The 24,817-nt window shown below is 74.6% G+C and carries 19 protein-coding genes; 13 read left to right on the top strand and 6 right to left on the bottom strand.

Annotation, left to right across the window (positions count from 1 at the left end):
- Position 1 precedes the first annotated feature (1 nt).
- On the top strand, positions 2-3,235 hold the full coding sequence (locus tag ACFY4B_RS16500; RefSeq protein WP_387968400.1) for a UvrD-helicase domain-containing protein: 3,234 nt from the start codon (positions 2-4) through the stop codon (positions 3,233-3,235).
- A 191-nt stretch (positions 3,236-3,426) separates the two neighbouring features.
- Complete coding sequence (locus tag ACFY4B_RS16495) at positions 3,427-4,638, top strand: PP2C family protein-serine/threonine phosphatase (protein WP_143204490.1); 1,212 nt, start codon at positions 3,427-3,429, stop codon at positions 4,636-4,638.
- Positions 4,639-4,660: 22 nt separating this feature from the next.
- Here the strand turns inward: ACFY4B_RS16495 and ACFY4B_RS16490 are convergent, their stop codons facing one another.
- Positions 4,661-5,632: an endonuclease/exonuclease/phosphatase family protein gene (locus tag ACFY4B_RS16490; RefSeq protein WP_387968398.1), complete on the bottom strand. Its 972-nt coding sequence runs from the start codon at positions 5,630-5,632 to the stop codon at positions 4,661-4,663.
- Positions 5,633-5,711: 79 nt separating this feature from the next.
- On the opposite strand from ACFY4B_RS16490, the gene ACFY4B_RS16485 reads away from it, so the two are divergent.
- The 6 genes from ACFY4B_RS16485 (at position 5,712) to ACFY4B_RS16460 (ending at position 13,768) form a co-directional block, all read left to right on the top strand.
- A complete protein-coding gene (locus ACFY4B_RS16485; protein WP_049656855.1) occupies positions 5,712-6,338 on the top strand; it encodes a PadR family transcriptional regulator in 627 nt (208 codons plus the stop codon).
- A gap of 201 nt (positions 6,339-6,539) precedes the next feature.
- Positions 6,540-7,304, top strand: coding sequence for an ABC transporter ATP-binding protein (locus ACFY4B_RS16480; RefSeq protein WP_049656853.1), 765 nt, complete (start codon positions 6,540-6,542; stop codon positions 7,302-7,304).
- Positions 7,301-10,168, top strand: coding sequence for an FtsX-like permease family protein (locus ACFY4B_RS16475; RefSeq protein WP_387968395.1), 2,868 nt, complete (start codon positions 7,301-7,303; stop codon positions 10,166-10,168). The genes ACFY4B_RS16480 and ACFY4B_RS16475 overlap by 4 nt, the downstream gene beginning before the upstream one ends.
- A 134-nt stretch (positions 10,169-10,302) precedes the next feature.
- Positions 10,303-11,706 (top strand): dipeptidase, encoded by a 1,404-nt coding sequence (locus tag ACFY4B_RS16470; RefSeq protein WP_380777640.1) that lies wholly within the window; start codon positions 10,303-10,305, stop codon positions 11,704-11,706.
- 70 nt (positions 11,707-11,776) lie between these two features.
- On the top strand, positions 11,777-12,718 hold the full coding sequence (gene nudC, locus ACFY4B_RS16465; RefSeq protein ID WP_049656848.1) for an NAD(+) diphosphatase: 942 nt from the start codon (positions 11,777-11,779) through the stop codon (positions 12,716-12,718).
- Positions 12,719-12,928: 210 nt separating this feature from the next.
- Positions 12,929-13,768: a GntR family transcriptional regulator gene (locus ACFY4B_RS16460; protein ID WP_387968393.1), complete on the top strand. Its 840-nt coding sequence runs from the start codon at positions 12,929-12,931 to the stop codon at positions 13,766-13,768.
- 86 nt (positions 13,769-13,854) lie between these two features.
- On the opposite strand, the gene ACFY4B_RS16455 is transcribed toward ACFY4B_RS16460, so the two are convergent.
- Complete coding sequence (locus ACFY4B_RS16455; RefSeq protein ID WP_049660517.1) at positions 13,855-14,112, bottom strand: mycoredoxin; 258 nt, start codon at positions 14,110-14,112, stop codon at positions 13,855-13,857.
- 263 nt (positions 14,113-14,375) lie between these two features.
- On the opposite strand from ACFY4B_RS16455, the gene ACFY4B_RS16450 reads away from it, so the two are divergent.
- From ACFY4B_RS16450 to ACFY4B_RS16435, 4 genes are all read left to right on the top strand, one after another.
- Positions 14,376-16,544, top strand: coding sequence for an ATP-dependent DNA helicase UvrD2 (locus ACFY4B_RS16450; protein ID WP_074001561.1), 2,169 nt, complete (start codon positions 14,376-14,378; stop codon positions 16,542-16,544).
- 259 nt (positions 16,545-16,803) lie between these two features.
- Entirely contained in the window at positions 16,804-17,259 is a 456-nt protein-coding gene (locus ACFY4B_RS16445) for a hypothetical protein (protein ID WP_049659087.1), read from the top strand.
- A 170-nt stretch (positions 17,260-17,429) separates the two neighbouring features.
- Positions 17,430-17,798 carry a WhiB family transcriptional regulator gene (locus ACFY4B_RS16440; protein WP_369808359.1) on the top strand — a complete coding sequence of 123 codons (369 nt, stop codon included), beginning with the start codon at positions 17,430-17,432 and terminating at the stop codon, positions 17,796-17,798.
- Positions 17,795-18,193: a hypothetical protein gene (locus ACFY4B_RS16435; protein WP_063780373.1), complete on the top strand. Its 399-nt coding sequence runs from the start codon at positions 17,795-17,797 to the stop codon at positions 18,191-18,193. Before ACFY4B_RS16440 ends, ACFY4B_RS16435 begins: the two co-directional genes overlap by 4 nt.
- 172 nt (positions 18,194-18,365) lie before the next feature.
- On the opposite strand, the gene ACFY4B_RS16430 is transcribed toward ACFY4B_RS16435, so the two are convergent.
- On the bottom strand, positions 18,366-19,793 hold the full coding sequence (locus ACFY4B_RS16430; RefSeq protein WP_387968390.1) for an ABC1 kinase family protein: 1,428 nt from the start codon (positions 19,791-19,793) through the stop codon (positions 18,366-18,368).
- 670 nt (positions 19,794-20,463) lie between these two features.
- The gene (locus tag ACFY4B_RS16425; RefSeq protein ID WP_387968388.1) at positions 20,464-21,552 is read right to left on the bottom strand and encodes a ThiF family adenylyltransferase; all 1,089 of its coding nucleotides are present in this window, start codon (positions 21,550-21,552) and stop codon (positions 20,464-20,466) included.
- Positions 21,553-21,807: 255 nt separating this feature from the next.
- Between ACFY4B_RS16425 and ACFY4B_RS16420 the strand changes: the two genes are divergently transcribed.
- A complete protein-coding gene (locus tag ACFY4B_RS16420) occupies positions 21,808-22,545 on the top strand; it encodes a M48 family metallopeptidase (protein ID WP_259316727.1) in 738 nt (245 codons plus the stop codon).
- 135 nt (positions 22,546-22,680) lie between these two features.
- Here ACFY4B_RS16420 and ACFY4B_RS16415 read toward each other — a convergent pair whose 3' ends face one another.
- Positions 22,681-23,265, bottom strand: a complete 585-nt coding sequence (locus ACFY4B_RS16415; RefSeq protein ID WP_387968386.1) for an NUDIX hydrolase — start codon at positions 23,263-23,265, stop codon at positions 22,681-22,683.
- The gene (locus tag ACFY4B_RS16410; RefSeq protein ID WP_074001562.1) at positions 23,262-24,785 is read right to left on the bottom strand and encodes a zinc-dependent metalloprotease; all 1,524 of its coding nucleotides are present in this window, start codon (positions 24,783-24,785) and stop codon (positions 23,262-23,264) included. Before ACFY4B_RS16410 ends, ACFY4B_RS16415 begins: the two co-directional genes overlap by 4 nt.
- Between the last annotated feature and the right edge of the window lie 32 nt (positions 24,786-24,817).

The raw sequence follows: 24,817 nt of genomic DNA, 5'->3' as shown, positions 1-24,817 counted from the left end.
GGTGACCGCCGTGCTCAGCCATCCCGACCAGCTCAAGGAGCTGCTCGGCATCCCGTTCAACCGGGAGCAGATGGCGGCCGTCGCAGCCCCCCTGGAGCCGGCCGTGATCGTCGCCGGCGCGGGCTCCGGCAAGACCACGGTGATGGCCGCCCGGGTGGTCTGGCTGGTCGGCTCCGGCGCCGTGCGGCCCGAGGAGGTGCTCGGCCTCACCTTCACCAACAAGGCCGCCGGCGAGCTCTCCGAGCGGGTGCGCGCCTCCCTCCTGCGGGCCGGGGTCGTCGACCGGGACGGCGCCGAGCCGCTCGGCGACCCGGAGATCTCCACCTACCACGCCTTCGCCGGGCGCCTGCTCAAGGAGCACGGCCTGCGGATCGGCATCGAACCGGACGTCCGGCTGCTCGCCGACGCCACCCGCTTCCAGCTCGCCGCCAAGGTGCTGCGCACCGCCCGCGGCCCGTTCCCCGCCCTCACCGGCACCTTCGCCAACCTGGTCGCCGACCTGACCGCACTGGACGGCGAACTCGCCGAGCACCTGGTCGAGCCGCAGACCCTGCGCGAGTTCGACGAGCGGCTGCTGGACACCCTCGCCACCGTCAAGCTCACCAACGACGACCTGCGGGCCGTCCCGGCCACCGCCCGGGCCCGGCTGGAACTGCTGCGCCTCGTCGAGGACTACCGGCGCCGCAAGCGCTCCGCCGGGCTGATGGACTTCGGCGACCAGATCGCCGCCGCCGCCCGCCTCGCCCAGCAGCGCCCGGAGGTCGGCGAGCTGCTGCGCGGCCAGTTCAAGGTGGTGCTGCTGGACGAGTACCAGGACACCTCGGTCGCCCAGCGGCTGATGCTCGCCGGCCTGTTCGGCGCCCCCGGCGACGGAACCGGCACCGGCAGCGGCCACCCGGTGACCGCCGTCGGCGACCCCTGCCAGGCGATCTACGGCTGGCGCGGCGCCTCGGTGGCCAACCTCGACGAGTTCCCCCGGCACTTCCCGAAGGCCGACGGCCGCCCCGCCGACCGCTACGCGCTCAGCGAGAACCGCCGCAGCGGCGGCCGCCTGCTCGCCTTCGCCAACGAACTCGCCGCCCCGCTGCGGGAGATGCACGAGGGCGTGGAGGCGCTGCGCCCGGCCCCCGGCGCCGAGCGGGACGGCTACGTGCGCGCGGCGCTGCTGCCCACCCACGCCGAGGAGGTCGACTGGCTGGCCGACTCGATCGCCCACCTGGTGCGCACCGGCACCGCGCCCGGCCGGATCGCCGTGCTGTGCCGCGGCGGCGCGGCCTTCCCGGACATCCACGCCGCGCTGGTCGCCCGGGAGGTGCCGGTCGAGGTGGTCGGCCTCGGCGGGCTGCTGCAGCTGCCCGAGGTGGCCGACCTGGTGGCGGTCTGCGAGGTGCTGCAGGACCCGACCGCCAACGCCGCGCTGGTGCGCCTGCTGATCGGCCCGCGCTGGCGGATCGGCCCGCGCGACCTCGCCCTGCTCGGCCGCCGGGCCGCCGACCTGGTGCGCACCGACCACCCCGAGGGCGTCGAGGCGCTGGCCGCGGCCGTCGCCGAGGCCGACCCGACCGAGGTGGTCTCGCTGGCCGACGCGGTGGAGACCTTCCTCGACGCCTCGGCCGGCGACGAGGGGAAGCCCGACGACCTGCCGTTCTCCGCCGAGGCGCGGGTGCGCTTCGCCCGGCTCGCCGCCGAGCTGCGCGACCTGCGCCGCTCGCTCGCCGACCCGCTGATGGACGTGCTGCACCGGGTGCTGTCCGTCACCGGCCTGGAGGTCGAACTCGCCGCCTCCCCACAGGCCCTGGCCGCCCGGCGGCGGGAGACCCTGCACGCCTTCCTGGACGTCGCCGCCTCCTTCGCCGACCTCGACGGCGACCCGGGCCTCGCCGCCTTCCTCGGCTTCCTGCGCGCCGCCCAGGAGTACGAGCGCGGCCTGGACAGCAGCCTGCCCGGCGGAGAGGACACCGTGAAGGTGCTCACCGCGCACAAGTCCAAGGGCCTGGAGTGGGACGTGGTCGCCGTCCCCGGCCTGGTACGGGGCGCGTTCCCGTCGTCCAGCCCGCGCGAACGCTGGACGAGCACCAAGCGCGTGCTCCCGCACGCCCTGCGCGGCGACGCCGAAACGCTGCCCGACGTGCGCGGCGGGTGGAACGGGAAGTCGATGACGGCCTTCAAGAAGGAGCTGGCCGACCACTCCGCCGTCGAGGAACTGCGCCTGGGCTACGTGGCGTTCACCCGCCCCCGGTCGCTGCTGCTGGCCTCCGGGCACTGGTGGGGGCCGAGCCAGAAGACCGTCCGCGGCCCGTCCGACTTCCTGGAGCGGCTGCGCGAGCACTGCGAGCGGCCCGGCGCCGGCGAGGTCGAGCACTGGGCCGAGCAGCCGGAGAAGGGCGCCGAGAACCCGGCGCTGGCCTCCCCGGTCGAGCGCCCCTGGCCGCTGCCGCTGGACCCGGCCGCCCAGCACGCCCGCCGCCGGGTCGCCGAGGTGGTGCGCGCGCGGGTGGCGGGCGCGGCGGCCCCCGAGGCCGAGGAGCTGACCTCCGAGGACCAGCGCCAGGTCGCCTCCTGGGACCGCGATCTGACCGCGCTGCTGGGCGAGTTGGAGCGCTCCCGGCGCACCGCGCGGGACGTGCCGCTGCCCGCCTCGCTGTCCGCCACCCAGCTGCTGCGCCTCGCCGCCGACCCGGACGGCTTCGCGCACGAGCTGGCCCGTCCGATGCCGCGCCCCCCGCAGCCGGCGGCCCGGCGCGGCACCCGCTTCCACGCCTGGGTGCAGTCCCGGATCGAGCCGCTGCTGCTGGTCGAGCCCGGCGCGCTGCCCGGCGCCGACGACGACGGCATCGAGGACGAGCAGGACCTGGAGCGGCTCAAGGAGGCGTTCCTGCGCACCCCGTACGCGCAGCGCAAGCCCCACCGGGTGGAGGCGCCGTTCCAGCTGGTGCTGGCGGGACGGGTGGTGCGGGGACGGATCGACGCGGTCTACCGGGAAGATGACGCGTTGTCGGAATCCGGTGGTGCGTCACGCTACGAAGTGGTGGACTGGAAGACCCACCGGGAGGAGACCGCCGACCCGTTGCAGCTCGCGGTCTACCGGCTGGCCTGGGCCGAGCACGCGGGCGTCGATCCCGAGCAGGTCACGGCTTCCTTCCTGTACGTCCGCAGCGGACGGATCGTCCGTCCCGCAGGACTTCCCGACCGAAAAGAGTTGGAACGGCTCCTGATCGGGAACAGTGACTATTGAGTCACACAGAGCATCCAAGTCATCACGCCAGTGCCCGAAACCTGTGCGTCATGCACGTTTCGCGCCTATTGTGGGGTCGGTAACCGGTCAACCCCCGTGCTCCGGCCGCCAGCGAGGCCCGTATTCCCTGACCCTCAGTCATCACCGCAGGTGCCCTCGGGCATCGGCGTCTTCTGCTGGAGAGACCGAAGTTGAGCGCGACCGGATGGATCAGAGAGCGGTTCACCGGGCCGACACCGGGGCCCGCTCCGCGCGCGACCGGCACCTGGCCGAGGACGGCGCTGGCGCTGCCGTTCATCGGCATGGTGCTGATCGTCGCCCTCGACTACCTCAGCGGCACCGAGGTGACGGTCGAACCGGCCCTCACCGCCGTACCCGCGCTGGCCGCCGTGGTCAGCCGCCGAACCTGGTACCCGCTCGCCATCGGTCTGGGCACCGAGGCGGCGGCCTTCCTGATGGCCTTCCGCAGCGACACGCTCGGCGAATCCGTGCACGCCGCCAGCGTCTTCGCGATCCTGCTCGTCGCCGCGATCGGCTGGGTCAGCGCCACCCTGAGACTGCGCCAGGAACAGGCGTTGGCCGACGCCCAGCTGGTCGCCTCGATCGCCCGCCGGGTGCTGCTGCGGCCCGTCCCCGAACGGGTCGGCACCGTCCGGGCGGCCGTCCACTACGAGGCCGCCGCCGCGCACGCCCGGATCGGCGGCGACCTCTACGAGGTGGTCAACACCCGGCACGGGGTGCGGGCCGTGGTCGGGGACGTCCGCGGCAAGGGCCTCGGCGCGGTGGAGACGGCCGCCGCCGTGCTCGGCGCCTTCCGCGAGGCGGCCCACCAGGAGGCCGCCCTGGACCGGGTGGCCGGCTGGCTGGCCGTCAGCCTCGACCGCGCCCTGCACGAGAACGACCACCCGGGCGTGGAGGAGGAGTTCGTCACCCTGGTGCTGATCGGCGTCCGCCCCGACGGCGCCGCGGAGATCGTCAACTGCGGCCACCCGGCCCCGCTGCTGCTGCGCGGCGGCGAGGTCAGCCCGCTCGAACTCGCCGAGACCGTACCGCCGCTGGGCGTCCTCGACCCGGCCGACGTCCGCCCGCCGGTGCACCGGCTGCTGCTCCAGGGCGAGGACCGGGTGCTGCTGTTCACCGACGGGGTGATCGAGGCCCGCGACCGGGCCGGCGTCTTCTACCCGCTCGCCGAACGCCTCCCGCGCTGCGCCGCCGGCCGCCCGGCCGACGTCCTGCAGCGCCTGCACGAGGACGTGGTACGCCACGTCGGGCGCCAGCTCGGCGACGACGCGGCCATGCTGCTGCTCCAGTTCGACCCGCCGCCCGCGCTCGGGCCCGGAGCACCCCGGGGCGCGGCCACCGTCCACCTCCCGCAGCAGGCCGGGGTCCTGGCGCGCCACTGAGGACCCAGAGGACCCAGAGGACCTACAGGGACACCTCGACCAGCAGCGGGCGGTGGTCCGACACCACCGCGCGCGGCGCCGCCGCCGGGCCGACCGCCGTCCGCGGCACACCGATCGCCAGCACGTGGTCGAACTGCACCGCCGGCCGGTGCGAGGGGTAGGTCGGCGTGCGCGCCAGGTCGTACCAGCCCTGCAGGCGCGGCCGCGGCTCGCGCACCCGGCGCCGGCGCGGCTCGGTCAGCGCGGGCCGGGCCCGCCGGGCCGCCCGCAGCTCGCGCACCCGCGCCCGCGGCGCGGTGCGCTCCAGCGCCGTCGCCCCGCCGAGCACCGTCCGCGGCACGGCGCCGACCAGGTTGAAGTCGCCCAGCACCAGGTACGGCCGGGGCAGGTCGGCGATCCAGCGCCGGATGCCGGCCAGCTGCGCCATGTTCCAGCCGGGGACGAAGGACAGGTGCGCCGCCACCACGGTGAACGGCCCGTGCTCGCCCTCCAGGACGGCCGCCAGCGCCGCCCGCGGCTCGTCCGGCACCGGGGTCAGCCCGCGCCGCCCGGCCACCCGCAGCGGCAGCCCGAACGGGGCCGGGGCGAACCGGCGGGCCCGCCAGTGCCGGACCGGAAGCCTCGTCAGCAGCGCCGTCCCGTACGAGGGCGCGGCGCCGTCGCCGACCTCGTCCGGCCCGTACACCCGCAGGCCGACCGGACCGGACAGCTCCGGCACCCAGCCCGCCACCGGCGCCGGGCGGCCGTGCAGCGCGGCGGCGAAGCGCCAGTCCTTGGCGCCCATCGCCGCGGCGGCCACCGCCGCCTGGTCGGTGAGGCCGGAGCGCGCCTGGTGGCGGTCCACCTCCTGGAGCGCCAGCACGTCGGCGTCCAGCGCGGCCACCGCCTCGGCCAACGGCCCGCCGGGGTCGGACGGGTAGGGCCGCGGCGCGCCGTCCGGGGCGAGCGGCTGTCCGTGCAACAGATTGAAGGTGGCGATGCGCAACTGGCTCACACCGCACGACGGTACCCGGTCCCCGGGGGAGGGGGGCCCGGCTTGAGGCGGTAGGGCATACCGGGTATACATACTCGGTATGTCCATCCGTCACGGTCTGCTCGCCCTGCTCGACCAGGGCCCGCGCTACGGCTACCAGCTGCGCACCGAGTTCGAGGCGCGCACCGGCGCCACCTGGCCGCTCAACGTCGGGCAGGTCTACACCACGCTGTCGCGACTGGAGCGCGACGGGCTGGTCGAGCCGGCGGGGGAGGACGGCGAGGGCCACCAGTTCTACGCCGCCACCGACGCCGGCCGGGAGGAGCTGCGGTCCTGGTTCGACACCCCGGTGCCCCGGACCAACCCCCCGCGCGACGAACTGGCGATCAAGCTCGCCATGGCGGTCACCGTCCCCGGAGTGGACGTCTCCGCCGTCGTCCAGGGCCAGCGCCGGCACAGCATCAAGGCGCTCCAGGACTACACCCGGCTCAAGGGCCGGGCCCTCGCCGGCGAGAAGCGCCCCGGCGTGGTGCCCTCCGCCAGCAACGACCTCGCCTGGCTGCTCGTCCTCGACCAGCTGATCTTCCAGACCGAAGCGGAGATCCGCTGGCTCGACCACTGCGAGACCCGGCTCGCCCAGCAGGCCGAGCTCCTGCAGGCCCGCACCGCCGAGGCCGCCCGCGACGACGGCGCGCCCGCGAAACGCGGCCGCCGCCTGCGGGCTTGAGCCCACCGCCCGAGCGCATCGCCCGAGCGCACCGCCCGAGCGCATCGCTTGAGCCCACCGCCCGAGCGCATCGCCCGAGCGCACCGCCCGAGCGCACCGCTTGAGCCCACCGCCTGATTCCGCGCGCGTGAGTCCGCGCGCCACCCGAACCACCAGGCTCGGCCCGACTCCGAGCCCACACCCAGCACAAGGGGGGAATTCGTGTCCCACACCCAAGAGGCCCGGCAGACGCCGGTGCTCCACCTGGAGAACGTCACCCGGGTCCACGGCCACGGCGCCGCCGAGGTCCAGGCCCTGCGCGGCGTCGACCTCAAGGTCCACCCCGGCGAGTTCGTCGCCGTCATGGGCCCCTCCGGGTCCGGCAAGTCGACCCTGCTCACCCTGGCCGGCGGCCTGGACACCCCGAGCGGCGGCCAGGTCCTGGTCGAGGGCGTCGCCCTCGGCGGCCTCAACCGCAAGAAGCTCGCCCAGGTCCGCCGCCGCTCCGTCGGCTACGTCTTCCAGGACTACAACCTGATCCCGGCGCTCACCGCCGCCGAGAACATCTCGCTGCCGCGCGAACTCGACGGGCTGTCCACCCGCGCCGCCCGCCGCGAGGCCCTCGTCGCCCTGGAGGAACTCGGCATCCCCGAGCTCGCCGACCGGTTCCCCGACGACATGTCCGGCGGCCAGCAGCAGCGCGTCGCCATCGCCCGCGCCCTGATCGGCGACCGCCGCCTCGTCCTCGCCGACGAGCCCACCGGCGCCCTCGACTCCACCACCGGCGAAGCCGTGCTCGCCGTCCTGCGCGCCCGCTGCGACGCCGGCGCCGCCGCCATGATGGTCACCCACGAGGCCCGGCACGCCGCCTGGGCCGACCGGGTCGTCTTCCTGCGCGACGGCCGGATGGTCGACGAGTCCGTCAGCCAGGACGCCGCCAGCCTGCTTGTCACCGCCGCCGGCAACGCCCTGAAGGTGGACGAGTGAAGCTCAGCGCCTGGCGGGTCGCCCTGCGCATAGCCCGCCGCGACGCCCTGCGCGCCAAGGGCCGCAGCGCCCTCGTCATCGCGATGGTCGCCCTGCCCGTCCTCGGCGTCACCGGCGCCGACGTCGTCTTCCGCAGCGCCGAGCTCACGCCCACCGAACAGGTGGCGCGGCTCATCGGCCAGGCCGCCGGCGAGCTGAGCGTGGTCGAGGCCGGCTCCACCGTCAAGCAGGCGCCGGACCCCGACAAGGGCTTCACCGTCAAGGACCCCAAGGACGACGCCAAGGAGGGCGAAGCCCCCGCGTACACCCCCGTCCAGCGGCGCTCCCTGGACACCGCCCCCGCCGAGCTGGCCCGCCAGCTGCTCCCGGCCGGCGCCGTCCTGGTGCCGGAGCTCTCGGGTCCGTACACCGCCGCGAGCAGCGCCCAGGGCCTGCTCAGCACCCGGGTCGGCGAGGCCGACCTGACCGACCCGGTCTGGCAGGGCCGGGTGAACCTGGTCCAGGGCCGCGCCCCGGCCGCCGACACCGAGGCCGCCGTCACCACGGACTTCCTCAAGCGCTCCGGCCTCAAGGTCGGCGACAAGACCGCCGTCCGCGGCCTGGAGTCCGCCCCCTTCACCATCAGCGGTGTCTACGAGTACCCCGGTGAGCTGCGGGCCACCGAACTGACCGCCCGCCCCGGCACCCTGCTGGAGCGGCTCGCCAAGGCCACCAGGACGGACAACGCCCGCGAGGCCGGCACCGAGACCTCCCGCTGGCTCGTCAAGCTCCCGGCCGGGGCCGCGCTCGACTGGAACAAGGTCAAGGAGGTCAACGAGTACGGCTTCACCGTGACCTCCCGCGCCGTCCTGCTCGACCCGCCGGCCCGCGCCGACGTCCCCTACTACGTCGAGCAGAAGTCGCGCGGCGGCGAGGAGACCTCCTACCTCAACCGGACCGACGTCGTCATCCTCGCCACCGTCGTCGGCATGGCCCTGCTGGAGATCGTCCTCCTCGCGGGCCCCGCCTTCGCCGTCGGCGCACGGCGCTCGCGGCGGCAGCTCGGGCTGCTGGCCGCGGCCGGCGGTGAACGCGCCAACGTCCGCTCGGTCGTGCTCGGCGGCGGCATCGTCCTCGGTGTCACCGGCGCCCTGGTCGGCCTCGGCCTGGGCGTCGGCCTGGTCGCCCTGCTGCGCACCAGCGCCGAGGACTACTCCGGCAAGCGCTTCGGCCACTTCAACCTGCAGCCGCTCGACCTGCTCGGCATCCTCCTGGTCGGTCTCGTCACCGGCCTGCTGGCCGCCGTCGTGCCCGCCGTCCAGGCCTCCCGCCAGGACGTCGTCGCCGCGCTGACCGGCCGCGACACGCTCAAGCCGCCGAGCCGCAAGCTCGCCGTCCTCGGTCTGCTGATGCTCGGCGGCGGCGCCGCCCTCGCCCTGTTCGGCGCGACCAGCGGCATCGGCAACCGCAGCGTCGCCGTCCTCGGCGGCTCGGTCGTCGCGGAGCTCGGCATGGTCGTCCTGACGCCCTACCTGGTCGGGCTCTTCGGCCGGCTCGGCCGCTGGCTCTCGCTCGGCCCCCGGCTCGCCCTGCGCGACTCGGTGCGCCACCGCGGCCGCACCGCGCCCGCCGTGGCCGCCGTGATGGCCGCCGTCGCCGGCTCCGTCGCGGTCAGCGTCTACATGGCCAGCTACGAGGAGCAGAACCGGCGCGACTACGTCGCCTCCGGGCCCTCCAAGGCCGTGATGCTCGGCAGCGGCTGGATGACCGACGCCGACAGCAAGCTGCTGCCGCAGGCGCGCGAGGCCGTCGAACGCAGCATCCCCGACCTCGGCCAGCGCGCCGACGTCCAGCGCGTCGAGCCCAAGGGCAACTGCCCCGACGGCAGCTTCTGCGGCTACATCAGGGTCGAGGTGCCCAAGGCGGACCGCTGCCCCGCCCTCGACCCGACCAACGAGCTCGACCCCGCGGAGCACTACCGGATCATGGGGACGGACCCGCGCTGCAAGTCGGACAACCGCCGCAGCACCCCGTACACCGCGCTGGTCGCCGGCGACGCCACCCTGCTGCGCAACCTCTACGGCGTCACCGACCAGGGGGCCGGCCAGGCCCTCGCGGCCGGCAAGGCCGTGGTCTTCGACCCCCGGTACCTCAAGGACGGCAAGCTCGCCCTCCAGTACACCCTGCCGGTCCACCCCGATTCGAGCGGCAACTCCCGGGAGAAGCCGGTCACCACCGAGATCGCCGTGGACGCCGTCCTCGTCGACTCCTCGGTGCCGGCCCCGGGCCAGGCCGTGGTCAGCCCGGCCACCGCGGCCCGGCTCGGCTTCGCCACCGCTCCGGCCGGCTCGGTCTGGCTGCCCGCCGCGATGCCCTCCGACGGCGCCCAGCAGAAGGCCGACGGCGCGATGGCCAAACTCACCGACCACACGATGCTCAAGATCGAACGCGGCTACGAGTCCCGGGCCGGACTGGTCCAGCTCGGCCTGAACGTCTTCGCGGCCATCGTCGCCCTCGGCGCGGCCGGCATCGCCACCGGACTGGCCGCCGCCGACTCCCAGCGCGACCTGACCACCCTCGCGGCGGTCGGCGCCGAACCCCGCATCCGGCGCTCGCTGTCCGGCTTCCAGTGCGGGGTGATCGCCGCCATGGGCGCCCTGCTCGGCGCGGTCTGCGGCGTGGTGCCAGGGGTGGCGCTGCGCAAGGTCGAGGCCGCGACGGGCGGCTACCCCGGGATGAGCGCCGCCGAGCTGGCCAACAAGGCGATCGTGGTCTTCCCGTGGCCCACCATCGCCGCCACCGTGGTGCTGCTGCCGCTGCTCGCGGCCGGCCTGGCCGCCGTGATGACCCGCTCGCGGATCACCCTGCTGCGCCGCTCGGGCTGAGCCCGGCGCACCCGTCCGTCACCCCCGTCGCGCACCCCTGTCGCGGCGGGGGTGACGCATGTTACAGAGCCGGGAACGCCCGGCAGCCGGACGGCCGGGGCGGGCACCCGCACGGGCGAACTACAGTCGTCGGTATGACGAGAACCCCGGACAGCGTCGTCCGCTCCTACATCGACCAGCACCAGGCCGCGTTCCTCGCCGACCTCTCCGAGTGGCTGGCCATCCCCTCCGTCTCCGCCGACCCGGCCCGGGCCGGCGAGGTGCGGCGCTCGGCCGAGTGGCTGGCCGCCAAGCTGGGGGAGACCGGCTTCCCGGTCGCCGAGGTGTGGGAGACCGACGGACTGCCGGCGGTGTTCGCCGAGTGGCCTTCCGGGGACCCGTCCGCGCCGACCGTCCTGGTCTACGGGCACCACGACGTGCAGCCCGCGGCCCGGGAGGACGGCTGGGACACCGAGCCGTTCACCCCGACCGTGGTCGACGGCCGGCTGTACGCGCGCGGCGCCGCCGACGACAAGGGCCAGGTGTTCTTCCACACCCTGGGGGTGCGCGCCCACCTGGCCGCCACCGGCCGCACCGCGCCGGCCGTCAACCTCAAGCTGCTGATCGAGGGCGAGGAGGAGTCCGGCTCGCCGAACTTCGCCGACCTGGTCCGGCGCGAGGCCGGGCGGCTGGCCGCCGACGTGGTCGTCATCTCGGACACCGGCATGTGGTCCGCGACCACGCCGACCGTCTGCACCGGCATGCGCGGCCTGGCCGACGCCCAGATCGACCTGTACGGGCCGGACACCGACATCCACTCCGGCTCCTTCGGCGGGGCCGTCCCCAACCCGGCCCAGGTCGCGGCCGAGCTGGCCGCCGCCCTGCACGACGCCGACCGCAGGGTCGCGATCCCGGGCTTCTACGACGGCGTCGTCGAGCTGACCGGGACCGAGCGCGAGCTGTTCGCCGAGCTGCCCTTCGACGAGGAGCAGTGGCTGCGGGTCGCCAAGTCGTACGGCACCCGCGGCGAGGCCGGCTACTCCACCCTGGAGCGGATCTGGGCCCGCCCGACCGCCGAGGTCAACGGCATCTGGGGCGGCTACACCGGCCCCGGCGGCAAGACCATCGTCCCCGCCTCGGCGCACCTCAAGCTGTCCTTCCGGCTGGTCGCCGGGCAGGAGGTGGAGCAGGTCCGCGAGGCGGTGCGGGACTGGGTGGCCGGGCGGGTGCCCGAGGGCGTCCGGTACGAGCTGGTCTTCCCCGGCGCGACCCGGCCCTGCCTGACCCCGCTGGACCACCCGGCGCTCCAGTCCACCGTCCGGGCGATGGGGCGGGCCTTCGAGCAGAAGATCCTCTTCACCCGCGAGGGCGGCTCCGGCCCGGCCGCCGACCTCCAGGACGCGCTGGGCGCGCCGGTGCTGTTCCTCGGCATCTCGGTGCCCTCGGACGGCTGGCACTCGGTCAACGAGAAGGTCGAGCTGGACCTGCTGGCCAAGGGCGTGGAGACGGCCGCGTACCTCTGGGGCGACCTGGCCGAGAACTTCCGGCCGGGGGCATGACGCCCACCGCGCGCACCATGGCAGCCAGATCACTCATCCGGATGATTCACCACGTGGGGATGGAACAGACGTGAGCACCGTGCCTGAGACCGAGCGCCCGCTGCCCCTGGCCCTGGCCCGGTCCGGGGTGGACCGGGCGGCCGAGCACCGCCTCGACGAGCCCTGGCTGGCGGCCGCCTGGAGCCACCCGAACACCCGGGTGCTGCCGATCGCCGGCGGCGAGGCGTTCGTGGTCGACACCGCGCAGGGCACCGAACTCGTGCTGATGCCCTCCTTCGAGGCCCCGCAGACCGGCGACCGGTACTTCCTCGGCACCGACCAGGACGGCGTCTCGTACTTCGCGCTGGCCGGCGAGAGCCTGCCCGGGCGGCTGGACGGCGACGCCCGGCCGGCCGGGCTGCGCGAGGTCGGCGGGCTGCTGTCGGACCGGGACGCCGGGCTGCTGGTGCACGCCGTGGCGCTGGAGCACTGGCACCGGCTGCACAGCTTCTGCTCGCGCTGCGGGCACCCGACCGAGAAGGCCGGCGCCGGGCACGTGCGGCGCTGCACCTCCTGCGCGGCCGAGCACTACCCGCGCACCGACCCGGCGGTGATCATGGTGATCACCGACGAGCAGGACCGCTGCCTGCTCGGCCGTCAGGCGCTGTGGCCGGAGGGCCGCTGGTCGACGCTGGCCGGCTTCGTCGAGCCGGGGGAGTCGATCGAGCAGGCGGTGGCCCGCGAGGTGCACGAGGAGGCGGGCGTCAAGGTCGGCGAGGTGCGGTACGTGGCCAGCCAGCCCTGGCCGTTCCCGTCCAGCCTGATGCTCGGCTTCCTGGGCCGGGCGCTGCCCGGCGGCACCGAGATCACCGTGGACGGCGAGGAGCTGGCCGAGGCGCGCTGGTTCTCCCGCGAGGAGCTGCGCGCCGGGATGGAGGCGGGCGAGATCCTGCCGCCGTCCGGCATCTCGATCGCCCGGCACCTGGTCGAGCTCTGGTACGGGGAGCCGCTGCCCTCGGCGGCGCGCTGGTAATCCAGGACGAAAGGGGGGCGCGTGGTCAATTCCATGCGCCCCCCTTTTTCTCTCCAACCCCTTCCCGAATTCACCACGACCAGCTGTTCGTATCCGGACGGGCCAGTTCTGCTACCGGGAGGGGTCGGCGCGGGGGCGCATTCAACCCGCTCGGACGATATTGCCGGAAACGGCTGATACCGGCTCACCGCGCTCGCTACATTCACGAGGGTGACAATCCCCCGGGGCACCGCCCAATCCCCCAAATACCAGCGCCTCGCCGCCGACCTGCGCCGCCGGATCGCCGAGGGCGAGTTCACCGCCGACGCAGCCCTGCCGGTCGAGAGCGAACTGGAGCGCCAGTACGGCGTCGCCCGCAACACCGTCCGGCTCGCCGTCGACGTCCTGGTCAACGAGGGCCGCCTGGTCCGCCTCCAGGGCAAGGGCACGTACCTGCGCGAACACCCCGTCCTGGACCACCGCGCCTACGGTCCCGGCCTGACCCCCGCGCCGCGCGACTGCCTCGCCGCGCCCTCCGACGTCTACCTCGGCGAGGCCGCCGAAGCCGGGCGGGAACTCGGCACCGACTTCGAGATGATGATCGTCCGGGCCCGGGTGGACATCGCCGAACGGCTCGGGCTGCGCCCCGGCGAGGCCATCGTGGTCCGCCGCCAGCTGCGGCTGCTCGACCGCGAGCCGTACTCCATCGAGGAGAGCCACTACCGGGCCGGCCTCGCCGCCGGCTCCCCGCTGATGGAGCCCGACCCCGTCGAGGGCGGCGACGAGGCGGTGCTCGCCACCCTCGGACGCACCGAGATCGGCGCGGTGGACCACCTGGTCGCGCGGATGCCCGGCCCCGAGGAGGCCCAGTGGTTCCAGGGCGGCCCCGGCGTGCCGCTGATGGTGCAGACCCGCGTCACCTACGACCGGCGCGGGCCGGTGCGGGTCATCGAGACCCGCTACTCGGCCGACCGCAGCCGGCTCGTCTATGGCGTGGGCGACCTCGGCGCCCGCACCACCCTGCCCGCGCCCGCCGCGCCCGTCGACCCGGCCCGGGCCGACGCGCCGTGACGCGCGCCGGCCCCGGCGGCCCGGGCCCGCGGGGCCCGGGTCGGGGCCGGTCGGGCCCGGGCCCGGCGGGTGTGGACCCGGTGGGGTCAGGACGCCAGGGCCTTCTTGACCTGCAGCAGGCTCGGGTTGGTCATCACGACCCGCTCGCCGCCGCCCACCGGCGTCACCAGCACCGTCGGGACGGTCTGGTTCCCGTTGTTCACCGACTCGACGAAGGACGCCGACGCCGGGTCCTCCTCGATGTTGATCTCGGTGTAGCCGATGCCTTCACGGTCCAGCTGGCTCTTGAGTCGGTTGCAGTACCCACACCAGGTCGTGCTGTACATCGTCACGGTGCCGGACATCGAGGGGGCTCCTTCGAAAGAGGGGGGCGTACGGTCACCGGCAGGAACGTCCACCGGGCGGCGGACATTCCGGAGCGCCGTCGACCGTCGCGCGGAGTGATCATCCTGCGATCGCACCGGGCCTGTGGACAACCCCGTCCGCGATGTCCCCCCGGGCTGAGAGGATGGAACGCATGCAGGAAGACCTCTTGAGCGGCAGCCCCTACGACGGCCCCCACGGCTCCCCCTGGGCCGACCCCGGTGCCGACACGGGCCCGGACGCGGTGCTCGCCGGGCTCGACCCCGAGCAGCGCGCCGTCGCCACCGCCCTGCACGGTCCCGTCTGCGTCCTGGCCGGCGCCGGCACCGGCAAGACCCGCGCCATCACCCACCGGATCGCCTACGGCGTGCGCAGCGGCGTCTACCACCCCCAGCAGGTCCTCGCCGTCACCTTCACCGCCCGCGCCGCCGGCGAGATGCGCGGCCGGCTGCGCCAGCTCGGCGCCGACGGCGTCCAGGCCCGCACCTTCCACGCCGCCGCGCTGCGCCAGCTCCAGTACTTCTGGCCGCGCGCCGTCGGCGGCCCCGTCCCCCAGCTCCTGGAACGCAAGGTCCAGCTCGTCGCCGAGGCCGCCGGCCGCTGCGGCCTGCGCGTCCAGCGCACCGAACTGCGCGACCTCACCGCCGAGATCGAATGGGCCAAGGTCACCCAGATCGCCCCCGAGGACTACCCCGCGGCCGTCGCCAAGTCCGGCCGCGAGGCCCCCCGCGACCCGGCCGAGACCGCCCAGGTCTACCGCGTCTACGAGGAGGCCAAGAGCCGCCGCGGCAGCATGGACTTCGAGGACGTCCTGCTGCTCACCGCCGCCATCCTGGAGGACCGCCCGGACATCGCCGACCAGGTCCGCTCCCAGTACCGGCACTTCACCGTCGACGAGTACCAGGACGTCTCCCCGCTCCAGCAGCGCCTGCTCGACCGGTGGACCGGCCCCGACGGCGGCGCCAGCCTCTGCGTCGTCGGCGACGCCAGCCAGACCATCTACTCCTTCACCGGCGCCACCCCCGACTACCTGCTCAACTTCCGCACCCGGCACCCCGAGGCGACGGTGGTCAAGCTGGTCCGCGACTACCGCTCCACCCCCCAGGTCGTCCACCTCGCCAACGGACTGCTCGCCCAGGCGCGCGGCGAGGCCGCCCGGCACCGCCTGGAGCTCGTCTCCCAGCGCGAGGCCGGCCCCGAGCCGGTCTACACCGAGTACGAGGACGAGCCCACCGAGGCCGAGACCACCGGCCGCCGGATCAAGGACCTGCTCGCCGCCGGGGTGCGCGCCAGCGAGATCGCCGTGCTGTTCCGCACCAACGGCCAGTCCGAGGTCTACGAGCAGGCCCTCGCCGACCTCGGCGTGCCCTACCAGCTCAAGGGCGCGGAACGGTTCTTCGAGCGCCCCGAGGTCCGGGACGCCGGCGTGCTGCTGCGCGGCGCCGCCCGGGCCGCCTCCGACCCGCTCACCGACGACGCCCCCGACCTGGCCGGCCAGGTCCGCGCGGTCCTGGCCACCCGCGGCTTCACCGCCGACCCCCCGGCCGGCTCCGGCGCCGTCCGGGACCGCTGGGAGTCGCTGGCCGCCCTGGTCCGGCTGGCCGAGGAGTTCGAGCGCACCCGCACCGCGGCCGGCCAGACCACCGACCTCGCCGCCTACGTCGCCGAGCTGGACGCCCGGGCCGCGGCCCAGCACGCCCCGGCCGTCGAGGGCGTCACGCTCGCCTCGCTGCACGCCGCCAAGGGCCTCGAATGGGACGCCGTCTTCCTGGTCGGCCTCACCGAGGGCACGCTGCCGATCATCTACGCCAAGACCGACGAGCAGGTCGAGGAGGAACGCCGCCTCCTCTACGTCGGCGTCACCCGGGCCCGCAAGCACCTCAGCCTCTCCTGGGCGCTCTCCCGCTCCCCGGGCGGCCGGGCCAGCCGCAAGCCGACCCGCTTCCTGGACGGGCTGCGCCCCGGCTCCGCCGCCCCGGGCGCGCGCACCGGCGCGCGCGGCGGGCGGGGGGGCGTCGAGCCCGGAGAGCGCTCCGCCGGGCGGCGGGCCCGCGGACCGGTCAAGTGCCGGGTCTGCGACAAGGTGCTCACCGAGGCCGTCGAGCGCAAGCTGCGCCGCTGCGAGAGCTGCCCGTCCACGATGGACGAGGGGCTGTACGAGCGGCTGCGCGAGTGGCGGGCCCGGCAGGCGAAGAAGCAGGGCGCGCCGGCCTACGTGGTGTTCACCGACGCCACGCTGATGGCGATCGCCGAGGACGTGCCCGCCGGCCGCGGTGAGCTGGCGGCCATCTCCGGGGTCGGCGCGATGAAGCTGGACAAGTACGGGGCCGCCGTGCTCTCGTTGTGTGCGGGGGAGGAGCCCGAGGAGGATCCGGACGACGTCGAGGACGGCGGTCCGGCCGATCAGGCCTGAGCAGGTCCGAGCGCGGTCCCAGGGGCCGCTCCGAGGGTTTCGGAACCCGTCGTGTGACGTGCCGAAGAACTCGCGTGAAAAATAGTTTGCGCCGCGTACCGGGAGCGCAATAGCCTGCCGGAGCGGTCAAGGGGACGCGGTCGCACGGGGTGAAACCTGTGCCGATGCCCCTCGCCCGAGAGCTTTACCGAGACAGACATCCGAACATTCGGAGCCAGGGAGACCAGGCTCCGCGAGACGCCGAGAGGAGGCGAAGACAGTGGGAAACATCATGATCACCAAAATGACTGGCCAGACCGTTGTCGCTGCCTCCCTGCGTGCCGCCCGTCTGCGGGCGCTCGCCGAGCTCGGTGGAACCGGTCTGGGTCTCGACACCACCGGTGTCTCCGCTCCCGTTGTCAGTGGTCTTGGACACACTGATCTGTGCCTCACGGGCGGCAGGAGCTTCGAAGGCACCTTTGTCGAGACCGGTCTGTCCCGTGACTGGGCGTCGTTCGGTACGTCGTGCTCCCTGCGCGACGAGCGACCGACCCAGGCACCGAAGGCAGCAGTAGCCGCCGCCATGCATGGCGGCTATGCGCAGGTCGTCGGTGCCGGAAACGCCCAGAAGCAGAACGAGCAGCAGATTAACCAGGCCATGGCCGCCTTCACGGGCGCCGAGGCCATCCGGATGCAGGCCTTCCGCGGCCCTGAACCCTGGAGAGAACGAACCTGAGCCAGCCTCAGGTCGGCACCTCCAGGGCCGCGGAACCCGTCACACCGGGATCCGCGGCCCTTCTGTTTTGTCCGGTACGCAAGACCACCCAGGCCCTCCGGGGCCTCCGGCCCAGCACCACCAGTCACCTGGGCCGGAACCACTGAGAAAAGACGAGGAAGACGCCCACAGTGTCCACGGTCATCACACCGCCCACCCCGTCCGTACCGCCGACAAGCCAGATCACCAAGGCCGACCAGGCCGACCCCCCGGAGGTTCCTTCCATGCAGCTCAGCTCGATCGAGCAGGCCGAGTCCCTCGGTCTCCCCATCCCCTGCCGCGCCTTCGACCCCGAGGTCTTCTTCGCGGAGACGCCGGCCGACGTCGAGTACGCGAAGTCGCTCTGCGGCACCTGCCCGGTGAAGGAGGCCTGCCTGGCCGGCGCCCTGGAGCGGCGCGAGCCGTGGGGCGTCTGGGGTGGCGAGCTGTTCGTCCAGGGCGTCGTGGTGGCGCGCAAGCGTCCCCGTGGCCGTCCGCGCAAGACCGAGGTCATGGCATGAACCCCGCCCACGAGGCCAGGGTCGTCCGCCGGGGAGAGCAGCCCCCGCTGGACAGCGCCCTCCGCCGATCCGTGCGGATCGCCGCCGCCAAGGCCGACGCCGCAGCCCGCATCACGTCCCCGAGCAAGCACCACGAGCAGGACCACGACATGAACCCCGCCGCCGTCGATCCCACCGCCCGCGCCGAGCAGGCCACCGAACGTCAGACCCAGAACAGGATCCTCGAGATGCAACTCCTCCACGAATCCCTGGCCCGTGCCCATATGCAAGACAGGCTGCACGAGGCCGAGAACCAACGGCTCGTCAGCCGGGTCGCCCGGGCCCGCAAGCTCAGGCAGCGGGCCGAGCGGGCCTCGATGCGCGCCCGCAAGGCGCTCGCCGTCGCGCTGATGTAGCGCTGATGCAGGGTCCCGCCGGCCCGGAGGGCCCGTCCTCGACAGGCCCCCGCCGGCTCCGGTCCACGGCCGGCCGCCGGTTCGCCGTCGGACCTTGAACCACCCCCGTCGTGCCGCAGGCCGCTCCCCGTCGTCGGGGGAGCGGCCTGCGGCCGTTGTCTCGCTGTCGGGGTCAGTCCTTGCGGACCCGGGCGGGTTCGGCGGTCCTGGCGGGCTTCACGGGCTTCGTGGGGGTGGCGGGGTTGGCGGGTTCCGCGCGCTCTGCCGACGGCCGCCCGGCGAACTCGGGCAGCCACTCCAGCATCTCCGCGCGGAACGGCGCCTTGGCGCCCAGCTGGCAGAGCACCCCGATGGTGCTCAGCGTCACCCGGTGGATCAGCAGGTACGCGGGCGGCAGGTTCAGCTGCTTGCCCAGGTTGTAGGCGGGCGAGCGCGGGTCGGCGATCCGGGCCGCCTGGGCCCGCATCCAGGTCCGGGTGAAGTGGAAGTTCTCCACCGCGGCCGGCTCGATGATCGGCAGCAGGTAGTCCAGCACCGCGTCCGGGTCCAGCCGGACCGAGGGCTTCACGAAGCCCTCCTCGCGCAGCATCCGGAGCACGCCCGCCGCGTCCCCGGCCAGCGCCATCCGCAGCGAGGCCCCGATCGGGGCCGGCAGCCCGCCGGGCAGCCGGTCCACCGTGCCGAAGTCCAGCACGCCCAGCCGCCAGCCCGACACCGGGCCGTCGTCCTTCAGCAGCCGGAAGTTGCCCGGGTGCGGGTCCGCGTGCAGCAGGCCGGTCCGGGACGGGCCGGCGAACAGGAACCGGGCCAGCAGCTGCCCGGCGCGGTCGCGCTCCTCCTGGGTGCCGCCCGCGATCACCTCGGCCAGCGGGGTGCCGCCCATCCACTCGGTGACCAGCACCTGGTCGGCCTGGGCCACCACGCCCGGCACCACGATGTCCGGGTCGTCCGTGAACTCCTCGGCGTGGCGGCGCTGGGCCTGCGCCTCCAGCTCGTAGTCCAGCTCCTCCGAGACGCGCTCGCGCAGCTCGGTGATCAGCGGCTTGATGTCCAGCCCGGGGATCAGCGGGCCCAGCAGCCAGGCCACCCGGCTCAGCTGCGAGAGGTCCGCGAGCAGCGCGTCCCCCGCACCCGGGTACTGCACCTTGACGGCGACCGTGCGGCCGTCGTGCCAGACCGCCTTGTGCACCTGTCCGATCGAGGCGGCGGCCGCGGGCCGGTCGTCGAACTCCCGGAACAGCCCGCGCCAGTCGTCACCGAGCCGCTGGGCGAGCGCGGTGTGCACCTTGGCGGCGGGCATCGGGGGAGCGGCGTCCTGGAGCTTGGTGAGCGCCGCCCGGTACGGCCCGGCGACCTCCTCGGGCAGCGCGGCCTCGAAGACGGACAGCACCTGCCCGAACTTCATCGCCCCGCCCTTGAGTTCGCCGAGGACCTTGAACAGCTGGTCCGCGGTGGCCTGTTGGAGCTCGGCGGTGACCACCTCGGCGGAGCGGCCGCCGATCCGCTTGCCCAGGCCGAGCGTGGCGCGACCGGCTATCCCCAGCGGCAGGGCGGCGAGCCGTGCCGTGCGGGTCACTGCCTTGCGCGGAAGATCGCTCACCCCGGGCCTCCATTCCCTGGCCCCCCGGTTCCGGACGGCCGACCATCTCTACGCCATTGTGCCCGCTCCCTGCTGCGTGCCCCTCGGAATTCCGTGGGGCGGGGCGGAGAGTGGCCTCCCTTTGCGGGGAGTTGGGCGGCTTGGTCCGGGGAGGGCGGGGGTGGGGGCAGGTGGTTGCTGCGCAGGAAGTCGGCTCGGCCGACTTCCTGCGCAGTGTTGTGATGCTGCTCGCTTCCCTCTTCCCCGGGGCCCCTCCCCCCTCCCCCCTCCCCGCCCACCGCCCACCGCCCACCGCCCACCGCCCACCGCCCACCACCCACCACCCACCGCACCCACAACCCACCCACCCACCTCGTACCCCGAGCGGTGGTGCCCCGTCCTCTCTGCCGGTCCGTGCCGTGCCCGATCTGTGCCCGGTCAGTGCCCGTGCCCGTGCCGTGCCATGGCCTGTGCCTTGCCCGGGGCAGGGCACGGACCCTGGGAGGCCTCGCACCCGCCCGTGGGGCTTGTCGGCCCCGGCCGGGGGTTCGTCGGGACGGCGGGCCCATCCCGGCCATCGGCTCGTATGGCCGGGTGGGTGCCCGTGGTCCCGTGGGGAGGCCGGAGGCTGCCGAGCCGTGCAGCCGCCGGGCCTGCTCCCGTCAGACTCGTTCTTCTCCTCCTCCGTTCCTCACCCCGGGGGCAGCGGCTGCCAGAGGCAGCCGCAGTCCGGGTGCCCGCGCAGTCGCAGGCGCCGTGGCATGCCGTCCCCGGCCGAGACCTCGCACCAGCCGTCCACGCTCGGTGGGCGCCCGCCGTCCAGGAACACCTGGACGTGCAGGGCCGCCAGGCCGGCGACCGCCGTCGCGAGCGCCGTGTCGCAGGCCGGGGTACGGGCCCGGCCGGGCCCTCCGTCGGCCAGCTGGGCCAGGACTCTCGGCCAGGCGGCGTCCTCGTCCTCCCGCCGCAGCACCAGGCAGTGCCCGCAGGCCGACATCCCGGGGATCACCAGTGGCCCGATGACGCCGAACTCCTCGACCACGCCCACGTAGAGGTGCGGCACCCCGGCCCGCAGCAGCAGCCGGGCCTCGTACGTCCCGCCCGCGAAGGCGGCGCTGCCGTCCCGGGGCGCGAGGACCACGAAGTCCGGTGGCGGGTCCCCGGGCCGGCGGCGGGGCACGGGCGCCGGTGGCCGCCCCGCCGCGCGCTGCACGGCCTCCCGGGCCGCCGTCGAGCGCAGCCGGCCGACGTCCCCGGGCGGCAGCCCGGCGGGGGAGCAGTCGCCGGGTTTCACCCGGCCGGTGTCCGCGACCGTGACCGTGCCAGTGCCGCCCGCCGCGAGCACCGCCGCCACGGCGGCGCCGACCCGGCCCGCGCCGCGCACCTCGATCCGCGCGTCGGCCCGGCGGCCCAGGACCGCCGGTGCGGCGCCCGGCCCGGAGTGGACCAGGGAGAGCGAGGCGAGGTCCGGTTCGAGCAGGTCCCGCTGCTGCGCGGGGAAGCGGGCCAGCGCGCGGCAGCCGGCCTCCGCGTCGTCCAGCAGGCCGGTCTCCTCCAGGCCGGTGAGCAGGGTGTCGGTCGGTTCGCGGCCGAGCCCGATGCGTTCTCCCTCGTTCAGGAGCTCCGGTCGGTCGCGCGTCCCGTCGAGCAGCGCGAGGAAGTCGCAGAGGGTCTTGTCGGCGTTGCCGAGCACCCCGGCGAACCGGGTGACGGTGCCGAACTGCAGGGTCTCCGAGTCCCGCCAGCTGCGGGACAGCGCGGGCTTGAGGGCGAGGCGCACGACGATCTTCCTTCCGATCGTTTCCGGACGGCTGACCGCAGCTTGCCCCATCACGCCGATGTCGTGCGCAGAGTTATCCACAGGTCTGTGCTTATGATCACCCCATCCGTTCGCACGCCCTGTGGATAACTGGCCATCCTCCCCGAGGTCGCTTTCCGGACACCCCCCGTCGACTTTTCGTTCCCGATCGCTCCATGAAAGATTCCGGCCATGGCAGCGGACTTCTGTCCGTGGTACCGGGTAACGTCGTGTGCCATGGCAGCCGAGCGGGACTCCCATCCACCGGCGTCGCGTCGGCGTGCCCCCGCAGCGTCCGGGTCGCAGGTCGCGGCGCCGAACACGCGCGGGCGCCCGGACCAGCGGCAGCAGCCGGGGCCGGCCCCGTCGCAGCCGCCGCCCGCCGGTGCCACGGCCCCCGAGGCGCACGACCGCAGCCGGGTCGAGGTGCGCCGCAGCGCCCGCCGCAGCCGTACCGTCTCCGCCTACCGCGAGGGCGACCGCACCATCGTGCTGATCCCGGCCCGGATGTCGCACGCCGAGGAGCAGCGCTGGGTCGCGCAGATGCTGGAGAAGCTCGCCGCCCAGGAGTCCCGGCGGATCCCCGGGGACGAGGCCCTGATGGCCCGGGCCCGCGAGCTGTCGGCCTCCTACCTGGACGACCGCGCCCGGCCCAGCCAGGTCCGCTGGGTCACCAACCAGAATTCCCGCTGGGGCTCCTGCACCCCCAGCGAGGGGACGATCCGCCTCTCCCACCGTCTTCAGGGCATGCCGGAGTACGTGCTGGACTACGTGCTGCTGCACGAGCTGGCGCACCTGCTGGTGCCGGACCACGGCCCGGCGTTCTGGGCCCTGCTGGAGGCCTACCCGCGGACCGAGCGGGCCCGCGGCTACCTGGAGGGCGTGGTCTCCGCGGCCCGGCTGCCGCACATCCCCGGCGCCCGGCACGCCGCCCCGGGCCCGACCGGGCCCGATCAGGCGGCCTCCTGCGACTGACGCCGCGGCGTCGCGGGAGTCGCGGTGGTGTCAGGGCCGGGGCAGCGCGGGAGCCACGGGCGGGCCGTCCGACCGTAGGAACGACGGAAGGGGGCGCGGGCCGATATGGCCCGCGCCCCCTTCCGGTGTCGCACCTCAGCCGGTCAGCTGCCGTGCCCGGGCCACCAGGTCGCGCACCGAGTGGTCGGTGAGCTCCGGCAGCCGGTCGTAGTCGAACCAGCGCAGGTCCAGCGACTCCTCGCTGATCAGCGCCTGGGCACCGGCCGGGGCCAGCGCGATGTACTGGACGTCCAGGTGGGTGTTCTCCGGCCGGTCCTTGCCGGCGCAGCGCACCAGGTGCCGGTCCAGCTTGGCCGGCACCGGGGTGCCGCCGCTCTCCAGCAGCACCAGGTCGGGGATGCCGGACTCCTCGACGGCCTCGCGCAGCGCGGCCGAGGCGAGGTCGCGGTCGCCGGGCTCGCAGTGCCCGCCCATCTGGAGCCACATGCCGACCTTGGGGTGCAGGGTCAGCAGCACCCGCCCGGCGGCCGGGTCGACGACCGCCGCGCTCGCGGTGATGTGCGCGGGCAGGCAGGAGCGGTACAGGCCGTCGGGCCGCGCGGCGAGGTGCTCCAGGTAGTCGAGCCGCAGCCGCTCCTGGTCCTGGTCGGCGGGCCGCCACCCGCCCAGCGCGCGGACGGCGTCCGCGTGCAGGCCGGAGGAGGTCTCGGTGGCCGTCATGCGGTGGGCTCGCCCTTCCCGTCGGTGCCGTCCTCGTCGGTCTTCGGCTGCTCGTCCTTCTTGGTGAGGTCGGGCTTGCCGGCCGCGGCCTCGCCGAGCAGCTTGTCGAGCGCGTCGAAGTCGATGCCGCCCTCCAGGTCGTCGGCGGAGCCCCGGTGGACGAAGGCGTCCGGGTCGTCCAGGTCGGCGGCGGTGGGCAGCATGTCCGGGTGCTCCCAGAGCGCGTCGCGGCCCTCGATGCCGCGGGCGTCGGCGAGCAGTGCCCAGAGCCGGGAGGCGTCGCGCAGCCGGCGCGGGCGCAGCTCCAGGCCGACCAGGGTGGCGAAGGTCTGCTCGGCGGGCCCGCCGGCCGCGCGGCGGCGGCGGACGGTCTCGCGCAGCGCGCCGGACTGCGGCAGGTGCGGCTCGGCGGCGGCGTGCACGACGGCGTCGACCCAGCCCTCGACCAGCGCGAGCGCCGTCTCCAGGCGGGCGAGCGCGGCCTTCTGCTCGGGGGTGTCCTCGGGCTGGAGCAGGCCGCCGGCCAGTGCCTCCTGGAGCGCCTCCGGGTTGGTGGGGTCGAGCTGGCCGACCAGCTCCTCCATCCGGGAGGTGTCGACCTTGATGCCGCGCGCGTAGGCCTCGACGGCGCCCAGCAGGTGGGCCCGCAGCCACGGCACGTGGGCGAAGAGCCGCTGGTGGGCGGCCTCGCGCAGGGCGAGGTAGAGCCGGACCTCGTCGGCGGGCACGCTCAGGCCCTCGCCGAACTCGGCGACGTTCTGCGGCAGCAGCGCGGCCTTGCCGGCCGGGGCGAGCGGCAGGCCGATGTCGGCGGAGCCGACCACCTCGCCGGCGAGCGCGCCGAGCGCCTGGCCGATCTGGGTGCCGAACATGGCGCCGCCCATCGAGCGCATCACGCCCATCAGCGGGCCGGCCATGGCCTGCATCTCCTCGGGCAGGACGCCGCCCATGGCGTTGCCGACCCGCTCGGCGACCGGGTCCACCAGGTCCTTCCAGACCGGGAGGGTGGCCTCGATCCACTCGGCGCGGCTCCAGGCGACGGCGGTGCCGGCGCCGGAGGGGAACTCGGTGGAGCCGTCGAGCCACAGGTCGGCCAGGCGGACGGCCTCGGCGACGGCGGAGCGCTCGGCCGCGCTGACCGAGCGGTCCTTGCTCTTGCCCTCGGCGGGCTCGGCGACCACGGTCTGGCGGGCGATGTTCGTGGCGAGGTCCCAGTTCACCGGGCCGCCCTCGAAGGAGAGCATCTGGCCGAGCTGCTGGAAGGCGGCGCCGAGGTCGCCCGGGTTCATGCCGCCGAACATCGCGGCGAAGGGGTTGTCGGCACCGGCGCCGCCGGGGCCGCCCGGGGCGCCGGGCATGCCGAAGAGCGCGCCGAAGGGGTTGCCGCTCCCGAAGCCGAACGGCTGGGGGCCGCTGTCGGACTGCTCCTGGTCCTTCTTCTTCTGCGCGTCGTCGGGCTTGGCCTTGCCGTCCTCGGGCTCCTCTGGCGGAACGCCGAATCCGAAGGGAAGGTCGCTCACGGGGTCCTCGATCCGGTCGGCCGTCATGCGGG

Origin of the sequence: Kitasatospora sp. NPDC001261 (assembly GCF_042896795.1) — a bacterium.
GTDB lineage: Bacteria > Actinomycetota > Actinomycetes > Streptomycetales > Streptomycetaceae > Kitasatospora.
Note: the sequence above shows the minus strand (reverse complement) of the source record. Positions and strands in the feature narration are given on the sequence as shown.